The organism is Algoriphagus taiwanensis (assembly GCF_036245645.1).
GTDB lineage: Bacteria > Bacteroidota > Bacteroidia > Cytophagales > Cyclobacteriaceae > Algoriphagus > Algoriphagus taiwanensis.
Genome location: NZ_BTPE01000003.1, coordinates 296,049 through 319,881 on the forward strand (window position 1 = coordinate 296,049; position 23,833 = coordinate 319,881).

General features: G+C 43.5%; 25 protein-coding genes and 1 riboswitch. Of the genes, 2 read left to right on the plus strand and 23 right to left on the minus strand.

Translation table 11 applies throughout. The features are described from left to right. Nucleotides 1-113 precede the first annotated feature (113 nt). From gldC to pdeM, 8 genes are read right to left on the minus strand one after another with little or no spacing between them, the layout of a single operon-like run. Nucleotides 114-455 (minus strand): gliding motility protein GldC, encoded by a 342-nt coding sequence (gldC, locus tag AAA938_RS05600; RefSeq protein ID WP_338223322.1) that lies wholly within the window; start codon nt 453-455, stop codon nt 114-116. Nucleotides 456-509: 54 nt separating this feature from the next. Then, a complete protein-coding gene (locus tag AAA938_RS05605; RefSeq protein ID WP_338227657.1) occupies nt 510-1,169 on the minus strand; it encodes a CoA transferase subunit B in 660 nt (219 codons plus the stop codon). A 57-nt stretch (nt 1,170-1,226) separates the two neighbouring features. Beyond that, nucleotides 1,227-1,925 carry a CoA transferase subunit A gene (locus AAA938_RS05610; protein ID WP_338227658.1) on the minus strand — a complete coding sequence of 233 codons (699 nt, stop codon included), beginning with the start codon at nt 1,923-1,925 and terminating at the stop codon, nt 1,227-1,229. A gap of 12 nt (nt 1,926-1,937) precedes the next feature. Continuing rightward, nucleotides 1,938-2,861, minus strand: a complete 924-nt coding sequence (locus AAA938_RS05615) for a bifunctional riboflavin kinase/FAD synthetase (protein ID WP_338227659.1) — start codon at nt 2,859-2,861, stop codon at nt 1,938-1,940. Beyond that, nucleotides 2,848-3,531, minus strand: coding sequence for a tRNA pseudouridine(55) synthase TruB (truB, locus tag AAA938_RS05620; RefSeq protein WP_338227660.1), 684 nt, complete (start codon nt 3,529-3,531; stop codon nt 2,848-2,850). The genes AAA938_RS05615 and truB overlap by 14 nt, the downstream gene beginning before the upstream one ends. 38 nt (nt 3,532-3,569) lie before the next feature. Next, nucleotides 3,570-3,779: a DUF3098 domain-containing protein gene (locus tag AAA938_RS05625; protein ID WP_338227661.1), complete on the minus strand. Its 210-nt coding sequence runs from the start codon at nt 3,777-3,779 to the stop codon at nt 3,570-3,572. 5 nt (nt 3,780-3,784) lie between these two features. Then, entirely contained in the window at nt 3,785-4,675 is an 891-nt protein-coding gene (locus AAA938_RS05630; protein ID WP_338227662.1) for a cell division protein FtsX, read from the minus strand. 40 nt (nt 4,676-4,715) lie between these two features. Beyond that, a complete protein-coding gene (pdeM, locus tag AAA938_RS05635) occupies nt 4,716-5,414 on the minus strand; it encodes a ligase-associated DNA damage response endonuclease PdeM (protein WP_338227663.1) in 699 nt (232 codons plus the stop codon). Between the two features lie 48 nt (nt 5,415-5,462). Between pdeM and AAA938_RS05640 the strand changes: the two genes are divergently transcribed. Beyond that, nucleotides 5,463-5,903: a DUF2147 domain-containing protein gene (locus AAA938_RS05640; RefSeq protein ID WP_338227664.1), complete on the plus strand. Its 441-nt coding sequence runs from the start codon at nt 5,463-5,465 to the stop codon at nt 5,901-5,903. A gap of 2 nt (nt 5,904-5,905) precedes the next feature. On the opposite strand, the gene AAA938_RS05645 is transcribed toward AAA938_RS05640, so the two are convergent. From AAA938_RS05645 to AAA938_RS05705, 13 genes are all read right to left on the minus strand, one after another. Beyond that, the gene (locus AAA938_RS05645) at nt 5,906-6,964 is read right to left on the minus strand and encodes a homoserine O-acetyltransferase family protein (RefSeq protein ID WP_338227665.1); all 1,059 of its coding nucleotides are present in this window, start codon (nt 6,962-6,964) and stop codon (nt 5,906-5,908) included. A 12-nt stretch (nt 6,965-6,976) separates the two neighbouring features. Next, nucleotides 6,977-8,281, minus strand: a complete 1,305-nt coding sequence (locus tag AAA938_RS05650; protein WP_338227666.1) for an O-acetylhomoserine aminocarboxypropyltransferase/cysteine synthase family protein — start codon at nt 8,279-8,281, stop codon at nt 6,977-6,979. Between the two features lie 170 nt (nt 8,282-8,451). Continuing rightward, a riboswitch (SAM riboswitch) is annotated at nt 8,452-8,562 on the minus strand. Between the two features lie 83 nt (nt 8,563-8,645). Beyond that, the gene (locus AAA938_RS05655; RefSeq protein WP_338227667.1) at nt 8,646-9,299 is read right to left on the minus strand and encodes a carbonic anhydrase; all 654 of its coding nucleotides are present in this window, start codon (nt 9,297-9,299) and stop codon (nt 8,646-8,648) included. Then, complete coding sequence (locus tag AAA938_RS05660) at nt 9,296-10,837, minus strand: SulP family inorganic anion transporter (protein WP_338227668.1); 1,542 nt, start codon at nt 10,835-10,837, stop codon at nt 9,296-9,298. Before AAA938_RS05660 ends, AAA938_RS05655 begins: the two co-directional genes overlap by 4 nt. 99 nt (nt 10,838-10,936) lie before the next feature. Further along, nucleotides 10,937-12,274, minus strand: a complete 1,338-nt coding sequence (argH, locus tag AAA938_RS05665) for an argininosuccinate lyase (protein ID WP_338227669.1) — start codon at nt 12,272-12,274, stop codon at nt 10,937-10,939. Next, entirely contained in the window at nt 12,271-13,362 is a 1,092-nt protein-coding gene (locus tag AAA938_RS05670) for a M20/M25/M40 family metallo-hydrolase (protein ID WP_338227670.1), read from the minus strand. The genes argH and AAA938_RS05670 overlap by 4 nt, the downstream gene beginning before the upstream one ends. Further along, nucleotides 13,362-14,162: an acetylglutamate kinase gene (gene argB / locus AAA938_RS05675; protein ID WP_338227671.1), complete on the minus strand. Its 801-nt coding sequence runs from the start codon at nt 14,160-14,162 to the stop codon at nt 13,362-13,364. Before argB ends, AAA938_RS05670 begins: the two co-directional genes overlap by 1 nt. A 24-nt stretch (nt 14,163-14,186) precedes the next feature. Next, nucleotides 14,187-15,131: a Rossmann-fold NAD(P)-binding domain-containing protein gene (locus AAA938_RS05680; RefSeq protein WP_338227672.1), complete on the minus strand. Its 945-nt coding sequence runs from the start codon at nt 15,129-15,131 to the stop codon at nt 14,187-14,189. Nucleotides 15,132-15,159: 28 nt separating this feature from the next. Next, complete coding sequence (locus AAA938_RS05685) at nt 15,160-16,293, minus strand: aspartate aminotransferase family protein (protein ID WP_338227673.1); 1,134 nt, start codon at nt 16,291-16,293, stop codon at nt 15,160-15,162. Nucleotides 16,294-16,380: 87 nt separating this feature from the next. Continuing rightward, nucleotides 16,381-17,346: an N-acetyl-gamma-glutamyl-phosphate reductase gene (gene argC / locus AAA938_RS05690; RefSeq protein WP_338227674.1), complete on the minus strand. Its 966-nt coding sequence runs from the start codon at nt 17,344-17,346 to the stop codon at nt 16,381-16,383. Beyond that, nucleotides 17,339-18,529, minus strand: coding sequence for an argininosuccinate synthase (locus AAA938_RS05695; protein ID WP_338227675.1), 1,191 nt, complete (start codon nt 18,527-18,529; stop codon nt 17,339-17,341). The genes argC and AAA938_RS05695 overlap by 8 nt, the downstream gene beginning before the upstream one ends. A gap of 38 nt (nt 18,530-18,567) precedes the next feature. After that, entirely contained in the window at nt 18,568-19,251 is a 684-nt protein-coding gene (locus tag AAA938_RS05700) for a GNAT family N-acetyltransferase (RefSeq protein ID WP_338227676.1), read from the minus strand. A gap of 469 nt (nt 19,252-19,720) precedes the next feature. Next, nucleotides 19,721-20,965: an aminotransferase class V-fold PLP-dependent enzyme gene (locus tag AAA938_RS05705; RefSeq protein ID WP_338227677.1), complete on the minus strand. Its 1,245-nt coding sequence runs from the start codon at nt 20,963-20,965 to the stop codon at nt 19,721-19,723. Nucleotides 20,966-21,195: 230 nt separating this feature from the next. Here AAA938_RS05705 and AAA938_RS05710 point away from each other — a divergent pair, with 230 nt between their 5' ends. Further along, complete coding sequence (locus AAA938_RS05710; RefSeq protein WP_338227678.1) at nt 21,196-21,906, plus strand: DsbA family oxidoreductase; 711 nt, start codon at nt 21,196-21,198, stop codon at nt 21,904-21,906. A 61-nt stretch (nt 21,907-21,967) separates the two neighbouring features. Here AAA938_RS05710 and AAA938_RS05715 read toward each other — a convergent pair whose 3' ends face one another. Both AAA938_RS05715 and AAA938_RS05720 read right to left on the minus strand, forming a co-directional pair. Beyond that, nucleotides 21,968-22,882 carry an SMP-30/gluconolactonase/LRE family protein gene (locus tag AAA938_RS05715; RefSeq protein WP_338227679.1) on the minus strand — a complete coding sequence of 305 codons (915 nt, stop codon included), beginning with the start codon at nt 22,880-22,882 and terminating at the stop codon, nt 21,968-21,970. A gap of 4 nt (nt 22,883-22,886) precedes the next feature. Continuing rightward, entirely contained in the window at nt 22,887-23,789 is a 903-nt protein-coding gene (locus AAA938_RS05720) for a TolB-like translocation protein (protein ID WP_338227680.1), read from the minus strand. Between the last annotated feature and the right edge of the window lie 44 nt (nt 23,790-23,833).

Here is a 23,833-nt window from a genome sequence, read left to right on the forward strand (position 1 = left end):
ATTATTAAAGTATTATTATTTGGGTTGGTTTTTTATTGAAAATCCGTAAAAGAAGGCAGGAAAAATATTATTCGGTAAAAATCAAAAAAGTCCGGACTATCCGGACTTTTTCTTTAGGAGTTCTTTCGATTTTCTTCATTTACATGTTTGACCATTCGGTCACAGAGGTCTTTGATCTCTTCTGACATGTATTCGTCACCAGTACTGTTAAGTATGGTTTGGGCCATACCACCCATGATATCAATGTAAAACCTTTTCATCTCTGCCACCGACATTTCCTCTGTCCATAGGTCAATCCGAAGGGTAGAATGATTTAAACTATCCCAAACATTGAGACTAATGCTTTTTGTGGATTCCAAACCATCGGCCTCCTTATCGGAAGCATCCCAAAGGATATTCTTAGGTAGATTATTCTCGTCCAGCTGTACCTGGAACTTGATCTCTGAGTTTTTCATGTTTCGAATTTTGATGTGCAACAGGAAATGATTTCTGACAGTTCAACTCTAGCTTTAATTGAACGACATTTCTGGAATCTCTCCTTTGATGATTAATTTTCCTTCAGTTTTTTCTTGGATTTCCTCAACAGAAACGCCAGGCGCTCTTTCAAGTAAAATAAATCCTCCATCGGGATCTATTTCCAAAACTGCCAAGTCAGAAACAATTTTCTTTACACAGCGGATTCCTGTAATGGGAAGGCTGCATTCCTTCAGGAGTTTTGACTTACCGTCTTTGGAACAATGCTGCATGGCTACAATGATATTTTCAGCAGAGGCAACCAAATCCATGGCACCACCCATGCCTTTGACCATTTTTCCGGGGATTTTCCAATTGGCGATATCTCCATTTTCTGAGACTTCCATGGCTCCCAGAATGGTCAAATGCACATGACCACCTCTAATCATGGCGAAAGATTCTGAAGAATTGAACAAGGAGGAACCCGGCAGCATAGTCACGGTCTGCTTGCCGGCATTAATCAAGTCGGGATCGATTTGATCTTCAGTAGGGAAGGGGCCAATTCCCAAAAGTCCATTTTCTGACTGAAGCACTACGTCCAGATCAGAAGGGATATAATTGGCTACCAAGGTGGGAATACCGATTCCTAGATTTATATATTGCCCATTTTTCACCTCTTTGGCTATTCTCTGGGCTATTTGTTCTTTAGTTAGCATTTGGGTTTGGATTAGAAGTTGGATAAAAGCTTTGGGATCATTTAAAATGACAATAGGTCATTTTTTGGAGACGGTCCTTTGCTCGATTCGTTTTTCGTAATCTTTTCCCTGGAAAATACGCTGCACGTAGATCCCCGGTGTATGAATCTGATTTGGGTCCAATTCTCCAGCAGGAACCAATTCTTCCACTTCAGCGATGGTGATCTTACCAGCTGCTGCCATCATAGGATTGAAGTTTCTTGCCGTTCCTTTGAAAATCAAGTTGCCGGCAGTATCGCCCTTCCAAGCTTTTACAATAGAGAAATCAGCTTTTAGCCATTTCTCCATCAAATAAAGCTTTCCATCAAATTCCCGGATTTCTTTTCCTTCTGCTACTTCGGTACCCACACCTGCAGGCGTGAAAAATGCGGGAATTCCGGCTCCTCCGGCTCTCACTCTTTCTGCCAAGGTGCCTTGAGGAATCAGTTCTACTTCAAGTTCTCCACTGAGAAGTTGTCGCTCAAACTCAGCATTTTCTCCCACATAGCTGGAAATCATCTTTTTGACCATTCGCTTTTTGAGCAAAAGTCCGATTCCAAAATCATCCACTCCCGCATTGTTGGACACAATGGTCAAGTCCTTGATGTCTCTTTCCAGCAATGCAGCAATGCAGTTTTCGGGGATACCGCTCAATCCAAACCCTCCCATCATCAAGAAGGCATGGCTCGGAATGTCGGCCACAGCCTCCCGAGCGTCTTTAACGGTTTTGTTGATCATGTTTATTTGGGTTTATAGTACAAGTTTAGCCTGCCTTTGATCTTCCAGCAGTTGCTTTTTCAAATCTTCCAAGCTGTCAAACTTCTTTTCTTCTCTCAAAAACTCCTGAAAGAAAATGGTGATCTGTCGATTGTAAAGATCGCCTTGGTAATCGAAAAGGTGAGCTTCTACGGTCTTTTTTGATCCATCCACAGTCGGGCGATTGCCGATATTGAGCATGGCTTTGAAAAGACCTCCATCAACCAAAGCTTCCACTGCATAAACGCCGTCGCAGGGGATAAGTTTGTAATCGTTGGGCACATGAATATTGGCAGTAGGAAAACCGATGGATCGACCTATTTGCTGGCCTTTGACCACGATTCCGTTTATTTCGTACGGTCTGCCTAAATAACTGTTGGCGGTTTTGACATCGCCGGTTTCCAATGCACGGCGGATTTTGGTACTGGATACGCCGATTTCGTCGACATCCTGACGGGAAATTTCCTCCAATTCAAACCCGAACTCAGTACTGTGATTTTGTAAATATTCGAAGCTTCCTTCCCGGTTTTTCCCAAATCGGTGATCGTAACCGATTACCAGTTTTTTTGTCTCTATTTTATCGACCAAGACCTTTCGGATAAACTCCTCTGAGCTTAGCCGGGAAAATTCTTTCGTAAATGGTATGGTAATCAAGTGGTCAATTCCAAATTTCCTCAAAAGAGAAGCCTTTTCCTCAAAAGTAGTGAGCAGCCTAAGGTTATGCTCTTTGGGATAAAGAACCAATCTAGGGTGTGGCCAAAAGGTGATCAAGACTGTCTCTCCCTGAAGACCCCTGGCTATCTCCCGGATTCGTGTCAGGATCTTTTGGTGTCCCAGGTGCACACCGTCAAACGTACCCGAAGTGACCACCGCATTGGGTACAGCCTGAAACTCGTCTAAGCCTTCATATATTTTCATGGGAGCGGTTTTTTACTTCTTCTACCCAAGTCATGATGTCTTTGGCCTCTTCCAGTCTGAATTCGCCAATTCTCGTTCTACAGAGAGCTTTAAGATAGGCACCAACCCCTAACAATTCCCCCAAATCCCTAGCCAGGCTTCGGATGTAGGTACCTTTGGAACAGGAAATTCTAAAATCAACTTCATTGCCTTCAAATCTGGTGATTTCAAATTCACGCACCTGAACAGGACGGGCTTCCATTTTCACTTCTTTTCCGGCACGGGCAGATTCATAGACCCTCTTTCCATCCACCTTAATGGCCGAATGCATGGGAGGTACCTGAAAAATATCACCTGTCAGCTTGGAAACAGCCTCCTCTACTTGAGCCAAAGTAAGATGACTTGGATCAGCTACAGAAATAACAGGCTTCTCCAGATCAAAAGACTCAGTAGTGGCCCCCAGGACAAAGGTGCCTGTGTATTCCTTTTCCTGCCCCATAAACGTTTCGATCTGCTTGGTCATTTTTCCCGCGCAGACAATCAACAGTCCGGTGGCAAGAGGGTCAAGCGTGCCTGCATGTCCGACTTTCTTGATTCGGAGGGCATTTCGGAGTTTTTTGACAACGTCAAAAGAAGTCCACTCCAGAGGTTTATTGATGAGAAATACTTCGCCGTAGGCTTCTTGTTGCATGAAATTGAAATTGGATTCCCAAAGGAAAGGAGAGGAACTCAGTTTTTCTCCGACTTGGCAAAAATGGCATAAAACTCAAAAATGAATCCAGCCAAGGTAACGATAGGCCCTAAAGTCAAGCCCAAAAACCCATTACCGTGGGGTTCGGAGTCCATACCGATAATGACAAAACCTAAAACGATCAATGCCAACCCAATTAGCATTAGCCGATAATTTTTCTTTTCGAAAGGAAACGGTTGGTTATTCATAAGGATCAGTAGAGTTCGTCCAAGGACATGTTTAAGTATTTATTTACTGCACGCAGCGTGCTGAAAAGGGATAAAATCCCTCCAATGATAATCAATGCCCCAAAAAGCAAAAAGAGCAGGTATTCATTTTGGAGAAGGGCAAAGCCTTCGATATTGGATTTGGCGTAGGAGATCAAAGCAAATAGAATTCCCGAAGAAACAGCGCCTGCAAGCATCCCAAACACCCAAGCGCGTATCAAAAAGGGCTTTCTGATAAAACCCCTTGTGGCCCCAACCAATTGCATGGAGCGAATGAGGAATCTTTGAGAAAACAAAGCCAAGCGGATGGTATTATTAATCAACATAGCAACGGTGATTATCAAAATCGCGATAAATGCCGACATGACAATACTCACTTTGATCAGGTTTTTGTTAATGTAATCGACCAAATCCGTCATGTAAGACACTTCAAATACGCCGGGAATGCTTTCCAATTCCTTGGCAATCACCTCCAGCTGTTCGGATGTCTGAAACTCCTCAGCTATCCCGATTACATAGCTGTCTCTGAGAGGGTTGTCTTCCAGAAATTTGGTAAAATCTTCTCCTGTACTTTCGATAAAAATCTCAGCAGCTTCCTCATCGGAGATAAACTTCATGCTCAGCGAGTCTTCTTTGACCAGGACAAAAGGCCTCCCTGAAATGTCAGAGCGAATCTGTCCCAATTCTTCGGAGGAAAGATTTTTGTCCAAAAAAACCTGCACCTCGATATTTTCTCTGATCAATCGGCTTAGGGTCCTGGCCTGAATCAAAATGACGCCAAAGAGACCGACGATGAAAAGGGAAAGTGTGGTGCTGAAAAGTACACTTCCAAACTTGAAGTAGCCTAAAGTCTTTTTTTGTTTGCTTGGTGAGGTCATTGCGGATAATTCAGGTCAAAAATAGAAAAGCCGATGGGATTTAACCAATCGCTGTGCCAGAAAGGATAGGGATTACTTTTTCCTGAACTACACCCCATACTGCATGTCCAAGTTCAGGTTTGACCAGTGCCAGACCGGTAAAATTGCCGAAAGCAGGCATTATCAGCGTTTTACCATCAAAGTGGAAGCAGGGTATCCGCACATGCTGCCGTGCTTTTCCCCGAAGCAAAATACCCGGATGGATATGTCCGCAAATATTTACCCCTTCTTTTTCCACCTTACTCATTGGTTCATGAGATAAAATCAAATTTCCAAGTTTAAAGGTCTCTTGATGAACCTGAAGAGGCGTATTGGAATAGAAGGCTAGGGGAAGCACATCATGATTGCCTTTGACTAGATGAAATTGAACCCTTGGAAAATTTACCATAAACTGCATCAATACTTCCCACTGACCATTCCAGTCACTGTGAAACAGATCCCCCAAGAAAAAGAGATCGGTGGGATTCCACTTTTGGATGAGCGATTCGATCACTTCCAAATCGGTGAAATGGATAGGTTCGGGAATAGGGATTCCTGACTTTCGAAAGTGTGCAGCTTTTCCAAAATGCAAATCGGCAATCAAAATTGCACGATGGTCATTTATCCAAATTGCCTTCTCTTTAAGCAATTGCAACTCGGTTTTTAAAAATTGAATGGTCTGAAATCCAGAAGTGTTAGTTATTTTTTCCGTTTTCATCATAACAATTCCAAAGGTATCCGTATTATTCGATATGAAATCTTAAAGAATATGAAAATGCGACAATTCACTTCTTTGTTTTTGGTACTCTTTGTTTTCCTTGTTGGAAATGCTCTCGGCCAAACAGAAAATGCCATTTTGGGAGTCTGGTACAATACCGAAAAGGATGCAAAAGTACAGATTGAAAAAAAGGGAGATGCCTATTTTGGAAAGATTATTTGGCTAAGGGAACCCATCCGAGATGGAAAGCCTGTGGTGGATTCCAATAATTCCGACAGCAAACTTCAGAGCCGACCTATCCTTGGAATGACCATTTTGGAGGGATTGAAATATTCTGGAGGAGCCTGGAAAAACGGAAAAATCTATGACCCCAAATCAGGAAATACCTATTCCTGTGAATTGAAATTAACCAACAAAGGGCTTCTGGAAGTCAAAGGTTACATGGGCTTTTCTTTCATCGGAAGAACCGTGGAGTGGAGTAAGGCCGAATAAAATCAGGCCTTCTCCGATTGCTTATAAAATGAAGCCAAAATCTCACTCAATTGCCCAAATTCAATCAAGAAAGCGTCATGCCCCGCAGTGGAGTTGATTTCTTGATACTGGCCTCTCTGAGATTTTTGAGCAATAAACTGAGATTCTTCAGGTAAAAAAAGCAAGTCGGTATTGACCCCAACGGCCAATACCCTTGCTTTTATACTTTGCAGTGCTGCCTCGACACCTCCTCGACCTCTTCCCAAATCCTGACTGTCCATCGCCTTGGTTAAAATCCAATAGGAGAGGGCATTAAACCGATTGGCTAACTTTTGACCTTGGTACCGGAGATAGGAAGCCGCTCGAAAACCATTCAATTTTTCCTCAGCATCCGTTTGTTTTTTCTTCAAATCATCCGGATGCCTGTAACTCAACATGGCAATTGCCCTAGCTGCCTCAAGTCCTTTTTTGCCAGCCTCGGGTATCAAAGATCCCCATGTGGGATCAGATTCAATGGCCATTCTTTGAGCCTCATTGAAACCAATCACCCATGGGCTGGTTTTGGCAGTGGAAGCTAGAATCACCACATTTTCCAGCTTTTCACCTAAAGCCACTGCCCACTCAAGGGCTACCTGACCACCGAGTGAGCCTCCGATCAAGGTGTGGATTTTGTCAAACTGAAGGTACTTTCTCAGCCTTTCCAAACTGGCAGCTAGGTCTCTAGGAGTCACTTGGGGAAAATCGTAGTAATAGGCATTTCCCGTTTCAAGATTTGTACTTAGCGGATTGGTGGATCCGTAATTACTTCCAAGAAGATTGACACAGATGATAAAATGCGAAGAGGGATCAAAGAATTTGCCCTCTCCGATGAGCCCTTCCCACCATTCGGCAGCATGAGAGTTGCCTGTCAAAGCATGGACAACCCATACTACATTGGATTTATTCTCATTGAGTTTGCCATAAGTGGTATAAGCTAAATCAAATGATCTAATAACTTGTCCGGATTCGAGGACAAGAGGCTCATCGCTGTGGAAGGTGTAATCAATCATTGTCAAATCCTCAGAAGTAAGGAGGAGATCCATCGAAATATTTAATTATAATTTGTCAAAAGCCTGCTGAAGGTCAGCTTTGATATCCTCAATATGCTCAATGCCCAAGGAGAGTCTCAGCAAAGTAGGCGTCACACCGGCAGCTATTTGCTCTTCATCGCTAAGCTGCTGATGGGTGGTGGCTGAAGGCTGGATGATCAGTGTTTTGGCGTCACCTACATTGGCCAAGTGGGAGATAAGCTCCAGATTATTGATAAAAGAAGAGGTGGACTCCTTGTCTCCTTTTAATTCAAAACTCAAAACTCCTCCAAACCCATTTTTAAGATATTTTTTGGCTAAAGTGTGGTAAGGCGAGGAGGGGAGTCCGGGGTAATTTACTTTGGAAACCTGGGGATGAGATTCCAGCCAGGAAGCAATGGCCAAAGCATTCTCCACGGTTCTTTGTACACGTAAAGACAAAGTTTCTATACCTTGAAGCAGCATGAAGGAATTGAATGGACTGATGGCTGGTCCAAAATCCCTTAAGCCTTCCACCCGAGCTCGGATAGCAAAAGCAATATTGGGAAGGCCTAATGGATTGTTTTCTCCAAAAACCTCCCAAAAATTCAAGCCATGATAGCCTTCGGACGGCTCAGAAAATTGAGGGAACTTTCCATTTCCCCAATTGAAATTGCCGGCATCGACGATAATTCCGCCGATAGAAGTACCATGTCCTCCGATCCACTTGGTAGCAGACGAGGTCACGATATTCGCTCCATGCTCGATAGGTCGGAATAAATACCCTCCAGCACCAAACGTATTGTCTACAATCAGTGGGATGTCATGTTTTTTCGCCAGGGCAGCGATAGCTTCAAAATCAGGTATGTTGAATTCCGGATTTCCTATGGTTTCAAGATAGATGGCTTTAGTCTTTGCGTCGATCAGTTTTTCAAAAGCTTCCGGAGAATCACCTTTGGCAAATCTGGCTTCTATACCGATTCGCTTAAAGGCGACTTTGAATTGGTTGTATGTGCCTCCATAAAGAAAAGAGGTGGAGACGAAGTTTTCTCCGGCTTGAAGGATATTGTTCAAAGCCAAAAACTGAGCTGCCTGACCAGAACTTGTAGCGACAGCAGCCACACCGCCTTCCAAGGCTGCGATTCTTTTTTCAAAGACATCCGTAGTGGGATTCATGATTCGGGTGTAAATATTTCCGAATTCCTTTAGGCCAAAGAGGTTGGCTCCATGTTCCGCACTGTTGAAGGTATACGAAGTGGTCTGGTAGATGGGAACTGCCCGTGAATTGGTAGTCGGGTCAGGTGCTTGTCCAGCATGAAGCTGAAGGGTTTCAAATCGATAGTTACTAGACATGGTTTATAGGATTAAAGGGTTAAAAGACAAGGAAAAGAATTGGCAGATGAATTAACACCAAAGCCAATTGGAACTGAAGGCAAAGCCAAAAGGGATTCGGATCTTTCCAAAAAGGAAAAGCTGCTTAGCCGAAAGTAATAGAGGGAGGAGTATTTGTTCATGCCGCAAGGAATTTATAGTTCCGAAGAAGACCCTCTTCTCCGGCAGGAATGGGCACCTTTCCACTTTGGAAGGTTGCCAGAGGGTCGTAGAGCCTGTCTCTCGCCTCTTCTTTATAAATCCCCGCACAAAAAGTGAAAGGATGCAACAAATTAAGCTGGGCTTTTTGACAATCCCAAAAATTAATCTCTAAATCAACGAAAAATCACAAAATCGTATTCAATTGGTCATCCGAATAGCGGAAGATCGGATGTACATTTTCCAAATCTGGGGTGATTTTGACCAATTCTTTCACTTTTCCATCTTCCAAACCATAAGCCCATCCATACACATGGGGTGCCTTTCTCTCCTTCCAAGCTTTTTGAATTATAGAGGTCTTGATCAGATCCTGACACTGCTCAATGACATTCAGTTCGACCAATCGGTTGACTTGTGCTTTGTGATCAGAAATAGCCTCTATTTCTTCCTGATAAAGCTTGTAAACTTCTTTGATATTTCTCAACCACTTATTGATCAATCCATAAGAATGATGGGAAATAGCGGCCTCAACACCACCACACCCATAGTGCCCGCAAATGATCACGTGCTCCACCTTTAGGACTTCCACTGCATACTGGAGCACAGACAGGAGGTTTAAGTCAGTATGGACGACCATATTGGCGATATTCCTATGGACAAATACTTCACCGGGATCAGTACCCGTGATCTCATTTGCAGGAACTCGACTATCAGAACACCCTATCCATAAGAATTTTGGTTTTTGCTGATTGGCAAGACGCTTGAAAAAATCTTTGTCTGTTTGGATTTTCTCTTCAGACCAAGCTTTGTTTTGAAGAAGAAGTTTTTCGTAAGGATTCATAGGGATTTGGAAAGATGATAGTGATAGCCCTCGATGGTAATTTCTATGTTTTTGGAAGGACAGGATTGAATAAAATCATCCAGCACTTCCTTGATGTCATTGTCAATAAATTGAGCCTTATGCGCATTCAGGATGACTTTTCCTCCTTCGGGTATTTCTGCTAGTTTTTTTAGGAGAAAAGGCTTGTTGAGAAAAGAAACGTCCTTTTGAAGTTTGAGCAGATAATTGCCGTTGTGTTCGGTGATAGTGATGGCTCTTTGAAAGTTGGTCTTTACCACGAAAAAAAGTCCAAATACCATCCCAATACCAATTCCAACCAACAAATCGGTAAATAGAATAGCCAAAACCGTTACCATGAAAGGAATAAACTGATTCCAGCCTTTTTCATAAACTTCTACGAAAATTGAGGGCTTAGCCAACTTGTATCCAACTACAAATAGCACGGCAGCCAAGCAGCTTAGCGGGATTTTATTCAAAATTCCGGGAATTGATAACACCAAAATCAAAAGAAGAAAGCCGTGAAGAATTGCGGAGAGCTTTGTCCTCGCTCCAGAGGTGATATTGGCTGAGCTCCTCACAATGACAGCAGTGATCGGAAGGCCTCCGATAAAGCCCGAAAGGGAATTACCCACGCCTTGTGCGATCAATTCCCTATTGGTAGGGGTGATTCGCTTCTGAGGATCCATTTTGTCCGCAGCATCAATGCTCAGTAAAGTCTCAATACTTCCCACCACAGCAATGGTAACGGCAACAATCCAAAATTCCGCCCTCATGAAAAGTCCGAAATCCGGAAAAGTAAGCAAGCTTGATAACTCACCTATAGAGCTTACCTGCGGAATATTTACCAAATGCTCGCCATCCAGCTTCCAATCCGGCTTCCAAATTCCATAGGTTTCATTGATAAACAGCCCAATTATCACTGCCCAAAGGGCGCCAGGAATAATTCCAAAGTATCGGTGATTTTTGATTTTGGGGTTTTCAAACAAAATCAAAATGAATAGAGCAATCAAAACAATAGGAATGGCTCCGGGGCTGTGGTATTGAATAGCATAACCAATCTCAGTGATTGTATTGTGCTGATCGGCCTGAAGAAAAGCTTCATCTCCCATCGTATCCTTGTCATAGCCCAAAGCATGAGGAATCTGCTTTAATATCAAAATTAGACCGATAGCAGTTAGCATTCCTTTGATAACTGAATGCGGGAAAAAATAGCCCAGAACACCAGCCCGAAACACTCCCAACAAAATCTGTATCAGCCCAGCGACGACTACAGCCGCAAGGAAGAGTTCAAAAGTACCCAAAGTGGCTATGGAATCCAAAACGATTACGGTAAGCCCTGCTGCAGGACCACTTACACTTACCCCAGAACCCGAAATTGCCCCAACTACTATTCCTCCGATAATTCCGGCAATCAGTCCTGAAATAGAGGGGGCACCACTGGCTATGGCTATTCCCAAACAAAGCGGCAATGCCACTAAAAAGACTACTAAACTGGCTTTTAGATCACTTTTTAAATTGGTCCTAAAAATAGAGGTCATATAAGAGGAAATAGCTGCTTTTTTAATTTTTTATAAATATAAGACATGATAAAAATAAATATTTCTTATTAATTGAAAGCAAGCCTTCCTCGTCCAGACCTATTTTTTGATGAGTCTATCCAAGCTTTTTTTGATTTTTTCAAAGTCAAAAGATTTCACTTGATTCTTCATTTGACCCCGGATTTCCTCCAAACACAAGTTTCCAATACTTCCCTCGTGGGTATGGTTGATTTGACTTTGATCAGGATTAAAGTCATCGGCTTCGATAGCCAAGCCTACTTTCTTGTAGGCATCCCGAAAGGGTACTCCCTGAAGTACCAAATCATTGACGACTTCTACCGAAAACAAGTGTTTGAAAAACCGATCTTGGAGAATGTTCTGCTTTATTTGAATGGATTCAAGCATAAACACAGTCATTTTCAGACAGTCTCTTAAAGAAGCTATCCCAGGGAAAATCTCCTCCTTTAGCAACTGCAAATCTCTGTGATATCCTGTGCTCATATTGGTCAAAAGGAAACTTACCTTCACTGGAATCCCCTGAATTTGATTGGTTTTGGCACGGATAAGCTCAAATACATCCGGATTTTTCTTGTGGGGCATGATGCTGCTCCCTGTAGTGAGTTCGTCAGGAAAAGAGATAAAACCGAAATGCTGATTCATGAAGAGACAGACATCGGTAGCCAGTCGATTTAGGGTGGCAGCAAGTCCAGCCAAAGCAAAGGACAGGGTACGTTCTGTTTTTCCTCTTGAGTTCTGCGCGTTGATCACATTGTAATGCAAATCTGCAAAGCCAAGAAGTTCTGTGGTCATTTTTCGGTCTAGAGGAAAGCTTGAACCATATCCTGCAGCAGAACCTAGGGGGTTTTTATTGCTGAGTTCAAACGCAGTTCTGAGAAGAGCCATGTCCTCAGCCAGACCTTCAGCAAAAGACCCAAACCAAAGTCCAAAAGAGGAAGGCATTGCCAGCTGAGTATGCGTATAGCCCGGCATCAAGTCCGATTTGTGCTTTTCTGCAAGCTGAATCAGCAGTTGGAAAAGTTGTTGGGTTTCCTCTACCAATTCCTCGATGGCAGCCCGATAGAAAAGTTTCAAATCCACCAAAACCTGATCGTTTCGGCTTCGTCCGCTATGCAGTTTTTTCCCTACTTCACCATAGCGCTCAGTAAGTAAAAATTCCACTTGAGAATGAACATCCTCAACTCCCTCAGCGATGGTAAATTTCCCGGATTGAATCTCCTCATAGATCTCTTTGAGTCCTTTTTGAAGGATGTGGTTTTCATCTTCCGAGATCAGACCAATCTTTGCCAGCATATGAGCATGGGCCATAGATCCCAATACATCAAAGGGAGCTAAAACGAGGTCAAACTCAGGATCTCTACCAATAGTAAACTGCTCGACTTCTTTTTTGCTATCGGTATCTTTTTGCCAGATTTTCATGGGGTTATGTTTTTGCTTTTGCGAAGCTTCGCATAATGATCGATAAGGGAAATGTATCCGGAGATTCCAGCTTTTAGCTCGTCCAAATGGATAAATTCATCCGCTGTATGGGATCGGGCGGAGTCTCCGGGGCCGATTTTTACAGAAGGATATGGGATAAGAGCTTGATCAGATAAGGTAGGGCTACCAAAAGTCTCCAACTCCAAAGCATCTGCCACCCGATACATGGGGTGATTTTTCGGCAGATGTGAAGATTGTAGCCGTAAGGACCGAGGAATCAGATCAGCTTTCAATATTTCCTGCAGTTCTTCCAAAGCCTCTTCCAGAGTGTAGGCATCCGTTACTCTTACATCGAGCACATACTCGCAAAGGTCAGGGACCACATTATGCTGCTGACCGGCTTTGATGACGGTACAGCTCACCTTGGTTCGGCCGAGAAAAGGAGAGGTTTTGGTGAATTGGAAGTTTCGGATTTCCTCCAAGTCTTCCATTGCCAGATATATCGCATTGATTCCTTCTTCGCGGGCGGCATGTCCCGCTTTTCCGTGAATTTTTGCATCAATGACCAAAAGGCCCTTCTCTGCGACTGCAAGACGCATTTGGGTGGGTTCGCCGACAATGGCCAATTCAGCAGCAGGCAAAGAGGAAATCAGGGATTCGATGCCATTTTTCCCGGAAATCTCTTCCTCTGCTGATGCAATGAGCAGCAAATTGAAGGGGAGTTCTTTTTTGGAAAAATAAAGAAAGGCCGCTATCAAACACACCAAAGCCCCTCCTGCATCATTTGAGCCCAAACCGAATAGTTTTCCGCTTTCTTCCATCGGTGAAAAAGGATCGCGAGTATAGCCTTGATTGGGCTTCACTGTATCGTGATGGGAATTGAGCCAGACTGTAGGAAGTTCTTCTTGGAAAGGCTTGGCAAAGGCCCAAACATTGTTACCGGATCGAAAAGGAGTGATTTCTTGATCCAGAAGAAATGCTTGGATAAGATTCGCTGTTTTATCTTCTTCTTTGGAAAAGGAAGGAGTAGAAATCAGGCTTTTGAGCAGCTCTTGGGCCTTTTCAAAGGCAATATCCAAATCCTCCATCAGTACAAGTCGTAGCGGTGGCGTTCGATAATGGTCCCGGAAAGCTTCCCTTTGGCTGCCAATAGCAGATTTTCAGCCTTTCCTATCCAGACGTGATGGACCCCTTTTCTCAAAGCTTCAAAGGCATTGTCCAGCTTGGGAATCATGCCTGAGTGAATCACATTTTCTTTGCGCAGCTCAGTGTAAATCTCCTCATTGATCAGCGGAATGATGGAATTCTCGTTTTTCTCATCTACCAAAACTCCGCTCTTGTTGAAGCAAAAATAGAGATTGACATGATGTTCCTTGGCAAGAGAGGTCGCAAGGGCAGAAGCAATAGAATCTGCATTGGTATTGAGCAGCTGACCGGATTTATCATGCGTAATTGCACAAATCACAGGATGAAGCCCTCCTTCAAATAAGGTATTCAAAAATGAGGTGTTTACCTTTTCAATATCGCCTACAAAGCCATAATCGATGTTTTTCACCGGACGTTTCACCGATTGGATCAGATTGCCATCTGCTCCGGTGAGGCCAATCGCATTTACATTCAGGGCCTGAAGTTTGGCCACCATATTCTTATTGATCAATCCGGCATAGACCATGGTGACGATGTCGAGTGTGTCCTTGTCGGTGATTCTCCTTCCGTCCACCATTTCGGGCATTACACCGAGGCTCTCACCAAACCGGGAGGCTAATACTCCACCTCCATGGACCAGGATTTTATGCCCGGGAAATTTGGAAAACAAGGCCAAAAACTCCTCCAGTTTGTCCGGGAAGTCGATGACATTTCCTCCGATTTTGATGATTGATATCTTCATAGGTTTGAGAGTTGAAAAAGAGGATTAGCCCAGGATTTTACTCAAAACTGCCTGGGCAGCATAGATTCTGTTTTCTGCTTGCTTCTGAACCAAAGACCGATTGCCATCCAGCATTTCATCGGACAATTCCAGATTTCTTCGTACTGGCAGGCAATGCATGACTTTGGCTTCAGGAGAGGATTTCAAATGCTTTTCGGTCAGCATCCAGGAAGAGTCTGTGGAAAGTATTTTTCCGTAGTCATTGAACGCCGACCAGTTTTTCACATAGACAAAATCGGCATCCTTCAAGGCCTTTTCCTGATTGTATTCAATAGATGCACCTGCAGTGAAGCGCTCATCTAATTCATAACCTTCAGGATGAGTAATAGTCAGGTCATGTCCCATTCCCAAGGTCCATTCTGCAAAACTGTTTGCGACGGCATGAGGAATGGCCTTGATATGCGGAGCCCAGGTCAAAACGACTTTGGGCTTCTTTTTTCCTTTGGAAAACTCCTGAATGGTAATCTGGTCAGCCAAGCTCTGCAAAGGGTGACGTATCGCCGATTCCAAGCTGACCACAGGAATCCCGCTATATTTGACAAACTGCCCAAAGACAAAGTCATTGATGTCTTCTTCCCGGTTGGAAAGGGAAGGGAATGCACGGATAGCCAAAATATCGAAATAGGAGCCCAAGACACCTGCGGCATCTTTGATATGCTCAACAGTACCTTTGTTCATAATGGCTCCTTCCTTCATCTCCAAAGCCCATCCTTCCTTATCCATATTGAGCACAATGGCCTCCATCCCTAAGTTTTGGGCCGCAATCTGGGTAGAAACACGGGTTCGGAGGGAAGGATTAAGGAAAATACAACCGACCCTTTTGCCTTGCCCTTTAGCCTGGTCAAGTCGGGGTTGATTTTTATAAAGAAGAGCCAAATCGATTAATTCCTGACCTAACTCTCTGGATTCAAATTGGGTAAAATACTTCATGAAGTTGGGGTAAATAATCCTCTTTGGATTATGCGTTAAGCACTTCTTTCAATGCGGTTAAAAACGAATTTAATTGATTCCATTCTACAGACAAAGGAGGAAGAAGGCGAATCGTCTGCTTTCCTGCTGCAGAACCGGTAAATATTCGGTGTTTTTTCACCAATTCTGTCCGGATGGGTCCTGCATCTCGATCCAGATCGATCCCGATCATTAGCCCTTTTCCCCGGACCTCTTTGACTTGAGGGATTTTTTTCAACTCCTTCATCAGGCGATCTCCCAATTCCAAAGCTTTGGCTTGCAGATTTTCCTGCTCCAAAACCTCCAATACTGCCAATCCAGCTGCACAGGCCAAATGATTTCCACCGAATGTAGTCCCAAGCAGTCCATAACTTGCTTTGAATTCAGGTGAGATCAAAAGGCCACCGATTGGAAAACCATTTCCCATTCCTTTGGCCATGGTAATGAAGTCAGGCATCAATCCATCCACCCACTGATGGGCAAAAAAGCGTCCAGTCCGACTGTAGCCTGATTGAACCTCATCCAAAATCAATTTGGCATTGTAGGATTTGGCCAAGGAAGCAATACCTTTCAGAAAATCGGGTTCGGGAACCTGTATTCCCCCAACTCCCTGAATTCCTTCGATAATCACTCCTGCGATGGTTCCTGTTTTCAAGGCTTTTTCCAAGGCATCCAAATCTCCCCAAGGCAAAATGTGAAAATCCTCTCTGGCATTGGCTGGAGCTATGATTTTGGGATTGTCAGTGAGGGCTACTGCTCCGGATGTCCTTCCATGAAAAGCTCCAGAGAATGCCACGAAACCGGATTTTCCGGTGACAAAGGAGGCCATTTTGATGGCGTTTTCATTGGCTTCAGCTCCGGAATTGACCAAGAAGAGCTGATAGTCATGGAGGCAGGAAAGATGTCCGAGCTTTTGTGCAAATTCCTTTTGGATAGGAATTTCCACCGAGTTGGAGTAAAAAGCGATTTTGTCCAGCTGATCTTTGATTCGCTTGACATAGTGAGGGTGGGTGTGCCCTATGGAAATCACCGCGTGACCCCCGTAAAGGTCTAAATATTCTTGCCCCTGATCGTCCCAAAGTCGGCAACCTTCTGCTCGGTCAATGGTGACGGAGATGAGGGGGTATACGTCGAAAAGATTCATGTGGAATTACGATTTACGATTTTTATTATTTCGGATTTGCGATTTCGGATTTCGGAAAATCCGACATCCTATATCCTATATCCGAAATTAAAATGCGATTGACTTCAAATTCAGTCCCATTTTCTCCTCCAGTCCAAAGGCCAGATTGAAGTTCTGAACTGCTTGTCCAGAAGCGCCTTTCAGCAGGTTGTCAATGGCTGAATAAATGACCAATTGCCCTGCTTCTTTTTGGACAAAGAGAATGCACTTGTTCGTATTGACGGCTTGCTTGAGGTCGATGTCTTGGGTAGATACAAAGGTAAAAGCTGCATCCTTATAGAACTCCTGATAGGTTTTTATTGCCTCTTCTTCACTTCCTTCGAAAGAGAAATAAGCCGTCACCCAGATGCCTCGGGAGAAATTTCCTCGGTAGGGGACAAAGAGCAACTCTGACCCGAAGTCAGAATTCAGTTGCCTGAATGTCTGCTTGATCTCTTTCAGGTGCTGATGGGTAAAAAGCTTGTACACCGACATATTCCCTGTTCGATAGCTGAAGTGGGAGGTTTCTGCCAGTTTTTTACCAGCACCGGTCGAACCTGTAATTCCACTGATATGGACTTGATCTTTTATCCAGCCTTTGGCTATAGCAGGCGCCAAGGCCAATTGGATTCCAGTAGCAAAGCAGCCCGGATTGGCAATGCGCTTGGCGGTTTTGATTTTTTCTGAATTGACTTCCGGAAGGCCGTATACAAATCCGTTGGACTCGTCTCTGAAATCTGTAGAAAGATCAATAATGACTGTCTCAGGAGAGAAAGAGTGAGCTTCCAAAAAGCCCTTGGTCTCTCCATGAGGTAAGCCCAAAAAAACGGCATCAACCTCCGTTGGAACTTCGTCAGTAAAAACTAAATCACAATCTCCGATCAAATCAGGATGCATTTCGATTACCTTTTTCCCTTTTTGACTATTGGAGTGAACACAAACCAGTTCCACTGCCGGATGATGAACCAAAAGTCGAAGAAGCTCGCCTCCAGTGTATCCTGCTGCGCCGATGACGGCTGTTTTAATTTTAGTCATCGCTATTGACTTTGTGGAAGATGGCAGTTTGATTACCCAAAATTCGGGTAAATCCTTTCACGTCTTCTCCTGTATAGCCTTTGTTCATTTCACCATAGCTTCCAAACTTGGAAGACATCAGATCGTGCTTAGACGTAATTCCCAATAATGTAAATCGATAAGGCTGTAGCAATACACGAACATCACCCGATACAAACTCCTGAGTACTTGCAAGGAAAGCTTCCAGATTTCTCATGACCGGATCTAGGTAATGTCCTTCATGAAGGTGATTTCCATAGAATTCAGCCTGCTGATTTTTCCAGAACATCTGCCATTTGGTCAAAGTGTGCTTTTCAAGCAGTTGATGTGCTTTAATAATGATAATCGGAGCGGCGGCTTCGAAACCAACCCGGCCTTTGATGCCGATAATAGTATCGCCGACGTGAATATCACGGCCGATTCCATACGGAGCGGCCAATTCTTGCACTTTCAAAATAGCGTCCACAGGATTGTCATAAGTTACTCCATTGACACCTTTTAATTCACCTTGAACAAAGGTCAAGTTGATTTCTTTGGGCTCATGCTCAGTTACTTGAGTAGGCCAAGCCTCCTCGGGAAGATATTCTGAGGAAGTCAAAGTTTCTTTTCCGCCGACGGAGGTTCCCCATATCCCTTTGTTGATGGAATAGGCGGCTTTTTCAAAATTCATCGAAACTCCATGCTTTTTCAGGTACTCAATTTCTTCCTGTCTGGAAAGTTTCAAATCACGGATAGGAGTGATGATCTCAATATCTGGCACGATGGTTTGGAAGATCATATCAAATCTCACCTGATCATTTCCAGCCCCGGTTGAACCATGTGCAACAGCTCTTGCACCGATGGATTTGGCGTATTCAGCCAAGGATTTTGCCTGAACGATTCGCTCAGCGGATACAGATAGGGGATAGGTAGCGTTTTTCAGCACGTTTCCAAAGACTAAATATTTGATCACGGACTGATAATAAGTATCCACTACATCCAGAATAGTGAAGGAGGCAACTCCCAGCGTTTTGGCCCTTTCTTCGATGGTTTTCAATTCTTCAGAAGAAAACCCTCCTGTATTAACAATGGCTGCGTGTACTTCGTAGCCCAAATCTTTGGTCAAATGTATGGCACAGAAGGTGGTATCAAGACCTCCGCTGTAAGCTAAAACGACTTTTTTCATGGAGTTTGGTAGGTTTGTCCCATCACGGGATGAAATGATTAAAGGAATATACTTTTTACGTTGTCTTTAGACTTGTTCAATCTAAGCATGATAAACTTTTTGAGCCTAACCCAACGGTCAAAGAGTTTGATTTCTTTTTTGAAATTTTCCCGTAGCGCCAATTCTTCTGTATGATTTTTCTTGGCATTTGGGTCGTAAAGCATGGCAGTACAGAGACAGTTCTGCTTGTTCTTTGCCATCAAGATCTCATAGTTAACGCAGCTTTGGCAGCCTTTCCAAAATTCTTGATCATCGGTGAGATCAGAGTAGGAGACAGGAATATAACCCAACTCAGAGTTGATCTTCATCACTGCTGCGCCGGTAGTCAATCCAAAGATTTTTGAATCGGGATACTTTTTGCGGCTAAGCTTGAATATCTCCTGTTTGATTTTGCGAGCAAGACCATATTTACGGAATTGAGGCGCTACAATCAAGCCGGAATTGGCCACATACTTTCCGTGACCCCAAGCTTCGATATAGCAGAATCCAGCCCAAATGCCATCTGAAGTCAAGGCGATTACCGCTTTACCTTCGTCCATTTTGGTTTCCACATAGGCGGGAGTACGCTTGGCAATCCCTGTTCCTCTGGCTTTAGCAGAGTTTTCCATTTCATCAGTGATCTGAGTGGAATAAACCTTGTGCGAAGGATCAGCAACTACAATTTTGAAAGAGATATCTTCCATGGACATGAATGAATTAATTCTGTCTCTTGGTAGAGCGCAGGTTAAGTAGGTTAAGTAAGGACTGGAATTAAAAGGGTCGAAATGCGTTTTCCGCGTAGGAAAACAAACTATAGTGCAGGGTTACACCCTAAAAGTCTGCCTGGACCTAGAAAGAGGAGAAAAATTAAGCATAGTCATACCGGCCTCGAAAGAAGAACTTTCGATTGCAAACTGGGCCGCTATGGATTTGGTGTCAATCATGCTTAAGAGGGTGCAAATGTTGTGTATTGATGATTTAATTGCAAGAAAAATACCAAAAAATATTCCCTTCAAAGTTAATTGTTCTGTATCAATGAGTTAAATGATTGGTACAAATCAAAAAAGCCGATTTGATTAATCATCAAAATCGGAGGGTACTATTTTTAATAACTAGGAATGCTTCCAAATTCAATTCATCCTTTCAAAGAGAAGATATTCTCCATGAAACTTTTTAAGAAGCCATCTCTTTCAATGCCTCTACAAACCGATCCAATTCCTCAGTTGAGGTATAGATATTAGGTGAAATCCTGCAGCCACGAACTCCAGCACCATCGATTGCTACTGTAAAAATCTGATATTTGTCCATCAGGGTCTTTGCCATCTCAGCAGGGCTTATTTTTTCGATTCCTACATTAGCAATGGCACAGGAACGCACAGGATCGATAGGGGTATTTACTTGGATACCCGGGACATCTCTCACTTGATCAGACCAATACCGCTGGATAAATCTCAGCCGGTCCTCTTTCCTTTTGGAACCGATTTTTTCCTGAAAATCCACCGCATCCAAAACAGCCAAATCTGTTGCTGCCGGGTGCGTGCCGGTATTGTTCAGGTATTCCAAAGTTTTCAGTTCTAAATTGAAAGGGGCGATCATCGGCTCCAGTTTGCCGATTTTTTCCTTTTTGACATAGAGCATTCCGCAGCCCAGAGGCACGCTTAGCCATTTGTGCAAACTGGACCCGTAGTAATCGCAATCCAACTCGTGCATATCAAAAGTAAAATGACCCACGGCATGGGCGCCATCTAGCATCACTTCCACTCCATAGGAATGAGCCATATCTGCGATCTTCCTTACCGGTAAAATATGCCCTGTAATATTGACGATATGAGGAACTATCATCAGTCTGGTACGAGGGGTAATGGCCTTCCGATAGACTTCCACAATCTCCTCATCGCTTTCCGGATGAAGAGGAATATCAATTCGTACGGTTTTGATTCCTTGACGCTTGGAAGTCAGTTCAAACATGGTCTGCATACTGCCATAATCCTGATTGGAATAGATGGCTTCATCTCCAGCTTTCCATGGAAAACCCTGGATAATCAAGTCCAAAGACTCTGTGGTATTTCGAGTCAAAACCACTTCCTCAGGATCAGCACCGACCAATTCAGCCACCTTGGCAGCGGATTTGGCTTTGTCTTCCATCTTTACAGTTCGCATGTAGTAGGACCCTTGGTAATTCACCTCCCGAACATGCTTAAGGTACTTTTCAAGGATTTCCTCGGGCAAAAAACAATAGTACCCGTTCTCTAGATTGATGTAATCGGGCTTCAATTTGTATCCGGCTCGAATTTGCGCCCAAATATCCTCCGAGTTCCAATCCAGATTATTCCAAGTGAAAGCTTCTGCTTTTCCGGAAAGTAAAGGACTTCCCAGACCTAATGCCGCTAAATATTTGAGAAAGGATCTTTTGTTCATAGTTACCGGGAGGTTAAAGGATATAAGAGAGAAGCCAGATAATCACCAGAAACAAAGCCATCCAGGTAATCCACGGGGCGCGTTTGGGGAATTCAAATTGGCAGATAGGGCAAACTTTTGCTTTTGCATCGACTTCCATGGCACAGGAAGGACATTCTTTGGTTTTCACAGGCAGGCTTGAACTCTTTGGGCTGAAATCTGATTTGCTCTATAAGTAAATCAAAATTCCTATGAAAATCGAAATTTGGTCGGATGTAGTTTGTCCTTTTTGCTATATCGGAAAGAGAAAAATGGAAAAGGCTCTTAAAAAATTTCCCTTTGCATCGCATGTGGAAATCGAATGGAAAAGCTTCCAGCTCAATCCAGATTTGCAAACCAATCCAAACATAAGTACAGTAGAACACTTGGCACAGTCCAAGGGTTGGACGCTCGAACAAACCCGGGAAATATCCTCCAATGTGGCTTCCATGGCGCAAAATGAAGGATTGACTTTCGATTTTGACCGAGCGGTGGTTGCCAATACCAAAAATGCCCATCGCCTGATTCACTTGGCAAAAGAATCCGGAAAGCAAGATGCCATGAAAGAGCGCTTGCTAAAAGCCTATTTTTCTGAAGGGAGAAATGTCGATGATTTTGAGACCCTTTTGGAATTGGGAAAAGAGGTCGGACTTGATAAGGAAAAAATTAAAGCTTTACTTAATTCTAATCAGTATGAAGATGCTGTAAGTCAGGATATTTATGAATCCAGACTGATTGGAGTTAGGGGAGTACCCTTCTTTGTTTTGGATAGAAAGTTTGGGATTTCAGGAGCTCAGCCTGATGAGGTTTTTGATCAGACTTTGGAAAAAGCCTGGACCGAATTCGCAAAAAATAATCCTGTCTTGGATATCGCTTCCGGTTCGGATGGCGAAAGCTGTGATGTGGATGGGAATTGCTGGTAAAAGCAAAAAGACCGAAGACAGAAGCTTACTTCTTTCTTCGGTCTTCGGCCTTCTTTTTTATTTACCAAACTCCCCGAGCTTTCATTTTTAGGGTATAGACAGAGCCCATAGCTGTGATGAAAAGGGTTTTTCTGTCGGTTGCTCCGAAACAAACATTAGCTGTCCAGTTTTCGGGCACCGGAATATGAGCAATCTGCTCACCCTTTTTATCGAAAACAGTCACTCCCTTTCCTGTCAAATACACATTTCCCCGGTCATCAATGGTTATTCCATCTGAGCCCATTTCACAAAAGAGGGTTTTATTGGTCAGGTAGCCGTCTTCATTGATATCGTATCTCCAGGTTTTCTTATCTCCGATATCTGCCACGTACAACAGTTTGCCATCGGGTGTTCCCACGATTCCGTTGGGCTGCTTTAGGTCTTCAGCTACCCGAAAAAGCTCCGTGCGATCTGCAGAGAGAAAATATACGTGCTGCCCATCTTGCTCCATTTCTTTACCTCGGATACCTTCCCAATAGGGTCTGGGGTAAAGCGGATCAGTAAAAAACAATCCACCGCTTGGTCTTACCCAAATGTCGTTGGGTCCATTTAGCTTTTTCCCTCTAAATGAAGGGACCAAAACTGTTTCCTTGCCTGTTTTCGGGTCGATTGCCCAAAGCTCATTATTCAGATCTGCCGCTGCGATCAATGTCCCGTCCAATTGGAAATACAAGCCATTGGATCTGCCTGCACCTTCCCTGAATAGGGAAATCTGATTGCTGTTTGGATTCCAGATATAGATCTTGTCATTGGGCTGGTCAGTGAAATACACATCACCTTGCCTGTTGATCGCAGGGCCTTCGGTAAAGGAAAAGCCATCTTGGACTTTGACCAATTCGGCACCTTTGACCACTATTCCTCTTTTGTCTTCTATTTGGGCAAAAGAAGAAATACAGAATGCAAAAAGGCTAAGGATTAGTAGGGGGTATTTTCGCATCGATTTATTGGGTTTGATTTCGATTCATTACAAAGATCAACTTATTCAGCTCAGGACTATAGGCCAAGCGTGTGATTGTAGAGTGGGAATCTGAGGATATTTTCCCCAAGGATTTCCATTTTTCACTGTTTTTATTTCTCACGAAAAATTCATTTCCGCTTGCCATCAACAAATGGTTTTTATCCATCCAGATCAAATCCTGTGAACCAGCCACCGTCTTTCCATAAGAGATGGTCTTGTTCTTTTTCAAGTCAAAAGCCACAATCCGCTTTGTATCTGATTCTTGATTTCCTGAGGATCCTTTGTTGCTGATATAAGTAATTTCCCAGGTTTTAGGACGCTTTTTTATGGATCTGCCTACCTGAGTGTCTATTTCCAAAATATCTCCTTTGCCTTTTACATAGACTAGCTTGTTGGGGTTTCCCAAGACGAAAAGAGCTCCTTTATTGTCTACCCAATCGTAATATCCTACAGGAGCGATATCATCGTAGAGCAATTCTGCGGGTTCTTCCACGATAGGATAGAGCCAAAGTCTCTGAGTTCCATCCGGCTCTACGACCACAGCTGAAATATACTGCTTGCAATCTGTGATGGCAGGGGAATATTCACTGCGATCAGCCGTTTGGGTGAGGTTGGTGAAATTTCCCGTTCGGAAACTGTAAAGAATGATGTCGTGGTTTCCTTTATCATCAGCAGCGGAAAAGACCAACTCAGAATCATTGATAAATGAAGGCTGATTGTCGTACAGATTCCGATTGGTTAGTGGTTTTGCAGTGGAAAAGTCCAGTTCCAATTTTTCTCCTTTCCCCTCTGTATCCAGCATCCATAGATCAGTAGCAGTCTGGGCTTTAAGGAGTTGGGTAATTGAAAAAGAAAGAAGGAGTGAAATCAGGAAACTTTTAATCATGAAGGGCTTGACTTTTGCCAACCAAATTACAAAATGAGGGTTAG

What these genes read in the sequence shown, in the direction of transcription:
- gldC (WP_338223322.1), bottom strand. Translation starts at nt 455, where the DNA reads ATGAAAAACTCAGAGATCAAGTTCCAGGTACAGCTGGACGAGAATAAT.
- AAA938_RS05605 (WP_338227657.1), bottom strand. Translation starts at nt 1,169, where the DNA reads ATGCTAACTAAAGAACAAATAGCCCAGAGAATAGCCAAAGAGGTGAAA.
- AAA938_RS05610 (WP_338227658.1), bottom strand. Translation starts at nt 1,925, where the DNA reads ATGATCAACAAAACCGTTAAAGACGCTCGGGAGGCTGTGGCCGACATT.
- AAA938_RS05615 (WP_338227659.1), bottom strand. Translation starts at nt 2,861, where the DNA reads ATGAAAATATATGAAGGCTTAGACGAGTTTCAGGCTGTACCCAATGCG.
- truB (WP_338227660.1), bottom strand. Translation starts at nt 3,531, where the DNA reads ATGCAACAAGAAGCCTACGGCGAAGTATTTCTCATCAATAAACCTCTG.
- AAA938_RS05625 (WP_338227661.1), bottom strand. Translation starts at nt 3,779, where the DNA reads ATGAATAACCAACCGTTTCCTTTCGAAAAGAAAAATTATCGGCTAATG.
- AAA938_RS05630 (WP_338227662.1), bottom strand. Translation starts at nt 4,675, where the DNA reads ATGACCTCACCAAGCAAACAAAAAAAGACTTTAGGCTACTTCAAGTTT.
- pdeM (WP_338227663.1), bottom strand. Translation starts at nt 5,414, where the DNA reads ATGATGAAAACGGAAAAAATAACTAACACTTCTGGATTTCAGACCATT.
- AAA938_RS05640 (WP_338227664.1), top strand. Translation starts at nt 5,463, where the DNA reads ATGAAAATGCGACAATTCACTTCTTTGTTTTTGGTACTCTTTGTTTTC.
- AAA938_RS05645 (WP_338227665.1), bottom strand. Translation starts at nt 6,964, where the DNA reads ATGGATCTCCTCCTTACTTCTGAGGATTTGACAATGATTGATTACACC.
- AAA938_RS05650 (WP_338227666.1), bottom strand. Translation starts at nt 8,281, where the DNA reads ATGTCTAGTAACTATCGATTTGAAACCCTTCAGCTTCATGCTGGACAA.
- AAA938_RS05655 (WP_338227667.1), bottom strand. Translation starts at nt 9,299, where the DNA reads ATGAATCCTTACGAAAAACTTCTTCTTCAAAACAAAGCTTGGTCTGAA.
- AAA938_RS05660 (WP_338227668.1), bottom strand. Translation starts at nt 10,837, where the DNA reads ATGACCTCTATTTTTAGGACCAATTTAAAAAGTGATCTAAAAGCCAGT.
- argH (WP_338227669.1), bottom strand. Translation starts at nt 12,274, where the DNA reads ATGAAAATCTGGCAAAAAGATACCGATAGCAAAAAAGAAGTCGAGCAG.
- AAA938_RS05670 (WP_338227670.1), bottom strand. Translation starts at nt 13,362, where the DNA reads ATGGAGGATTTGGATATTGCCTTTGAAAAGGCCCAAGAGCTGCTCAAA.
- argB (WP_338227671.1), bottom strand. Translation starts at nt 14,162, where the DNA reads ATGAAGATATCAATCATCAAAATCGGAGGAAATGTCATCGACTTCCCG.
- AAA938_RS05680 (WP_338227672.1), bottom strand. Translation starts at nt 15,131, where the DNA reads ATGAAGTATTTTACCCAATTTGAATCCAGAGAGTTAGGTCAGGAATTA.
- AAA938_RS05685 (WP_338227673.1), bottom strand. Translation starts at nt 16,293, where the DNA reads ATGAATCTTTTCGACGTATACCCCCTCATCTCCGTCACCATTGACCGA.
- argC (WP_338227674.1), bottom strand. Translation starts at nt 17,346, where the DNA reads ATGACTAAAATTAAAACAGCCGTCATCGGCGCAGCAGGATACACTGGA.
- AAA938_RS05695 (WP_338227675.1), bottom strand. Translation starts at nt 18,529, where the DNA reads ATGAAAAAAGTCGTTTTAGCTTACAGCGGAGGTCTTGATACCACCTTC.
- AAA938_RS05700 (WP_338227676.1), bottom strand. Translation starts at nt 19,251, where the DNA reads ATGGAAGATATCTCTTTCAAAATTGTAGTTGCTGATCCTTCGCACAAG.
- AAA938_RS05705 (WP_338227677.1), bottom strand. Translation starts at nt 20,965, where the DNA reads ATGAACAAAAGATCCTTTCTCAAATATTTAGCGGCATTAGGTCTGGGA.
- AAA938_RS05710 (WP_338227678.1), top strand. Translation starts at nt 21,196, where the DNA reads ATGAAAATCGAAATTTGGTCGGATGTAGTTTGTCCTTTTTGCTATATC.
- AAA938_RS05715 (WP_338227679.1), bottom strand. Translation starts at nt 22,882, where the DNA reads ATGCGAAAATACCCCCTACTAATCCTTAGCCTTTTTGCATTCTGTATT.
- AAA938_RS05720 (WP_338227680.1), bottom strand. Translation starts at nt 23,789, where the DNA reads ATGATTAAAAGTTTCCTGATTTCACTCCTTCTTTCTTTTTCAATTACC.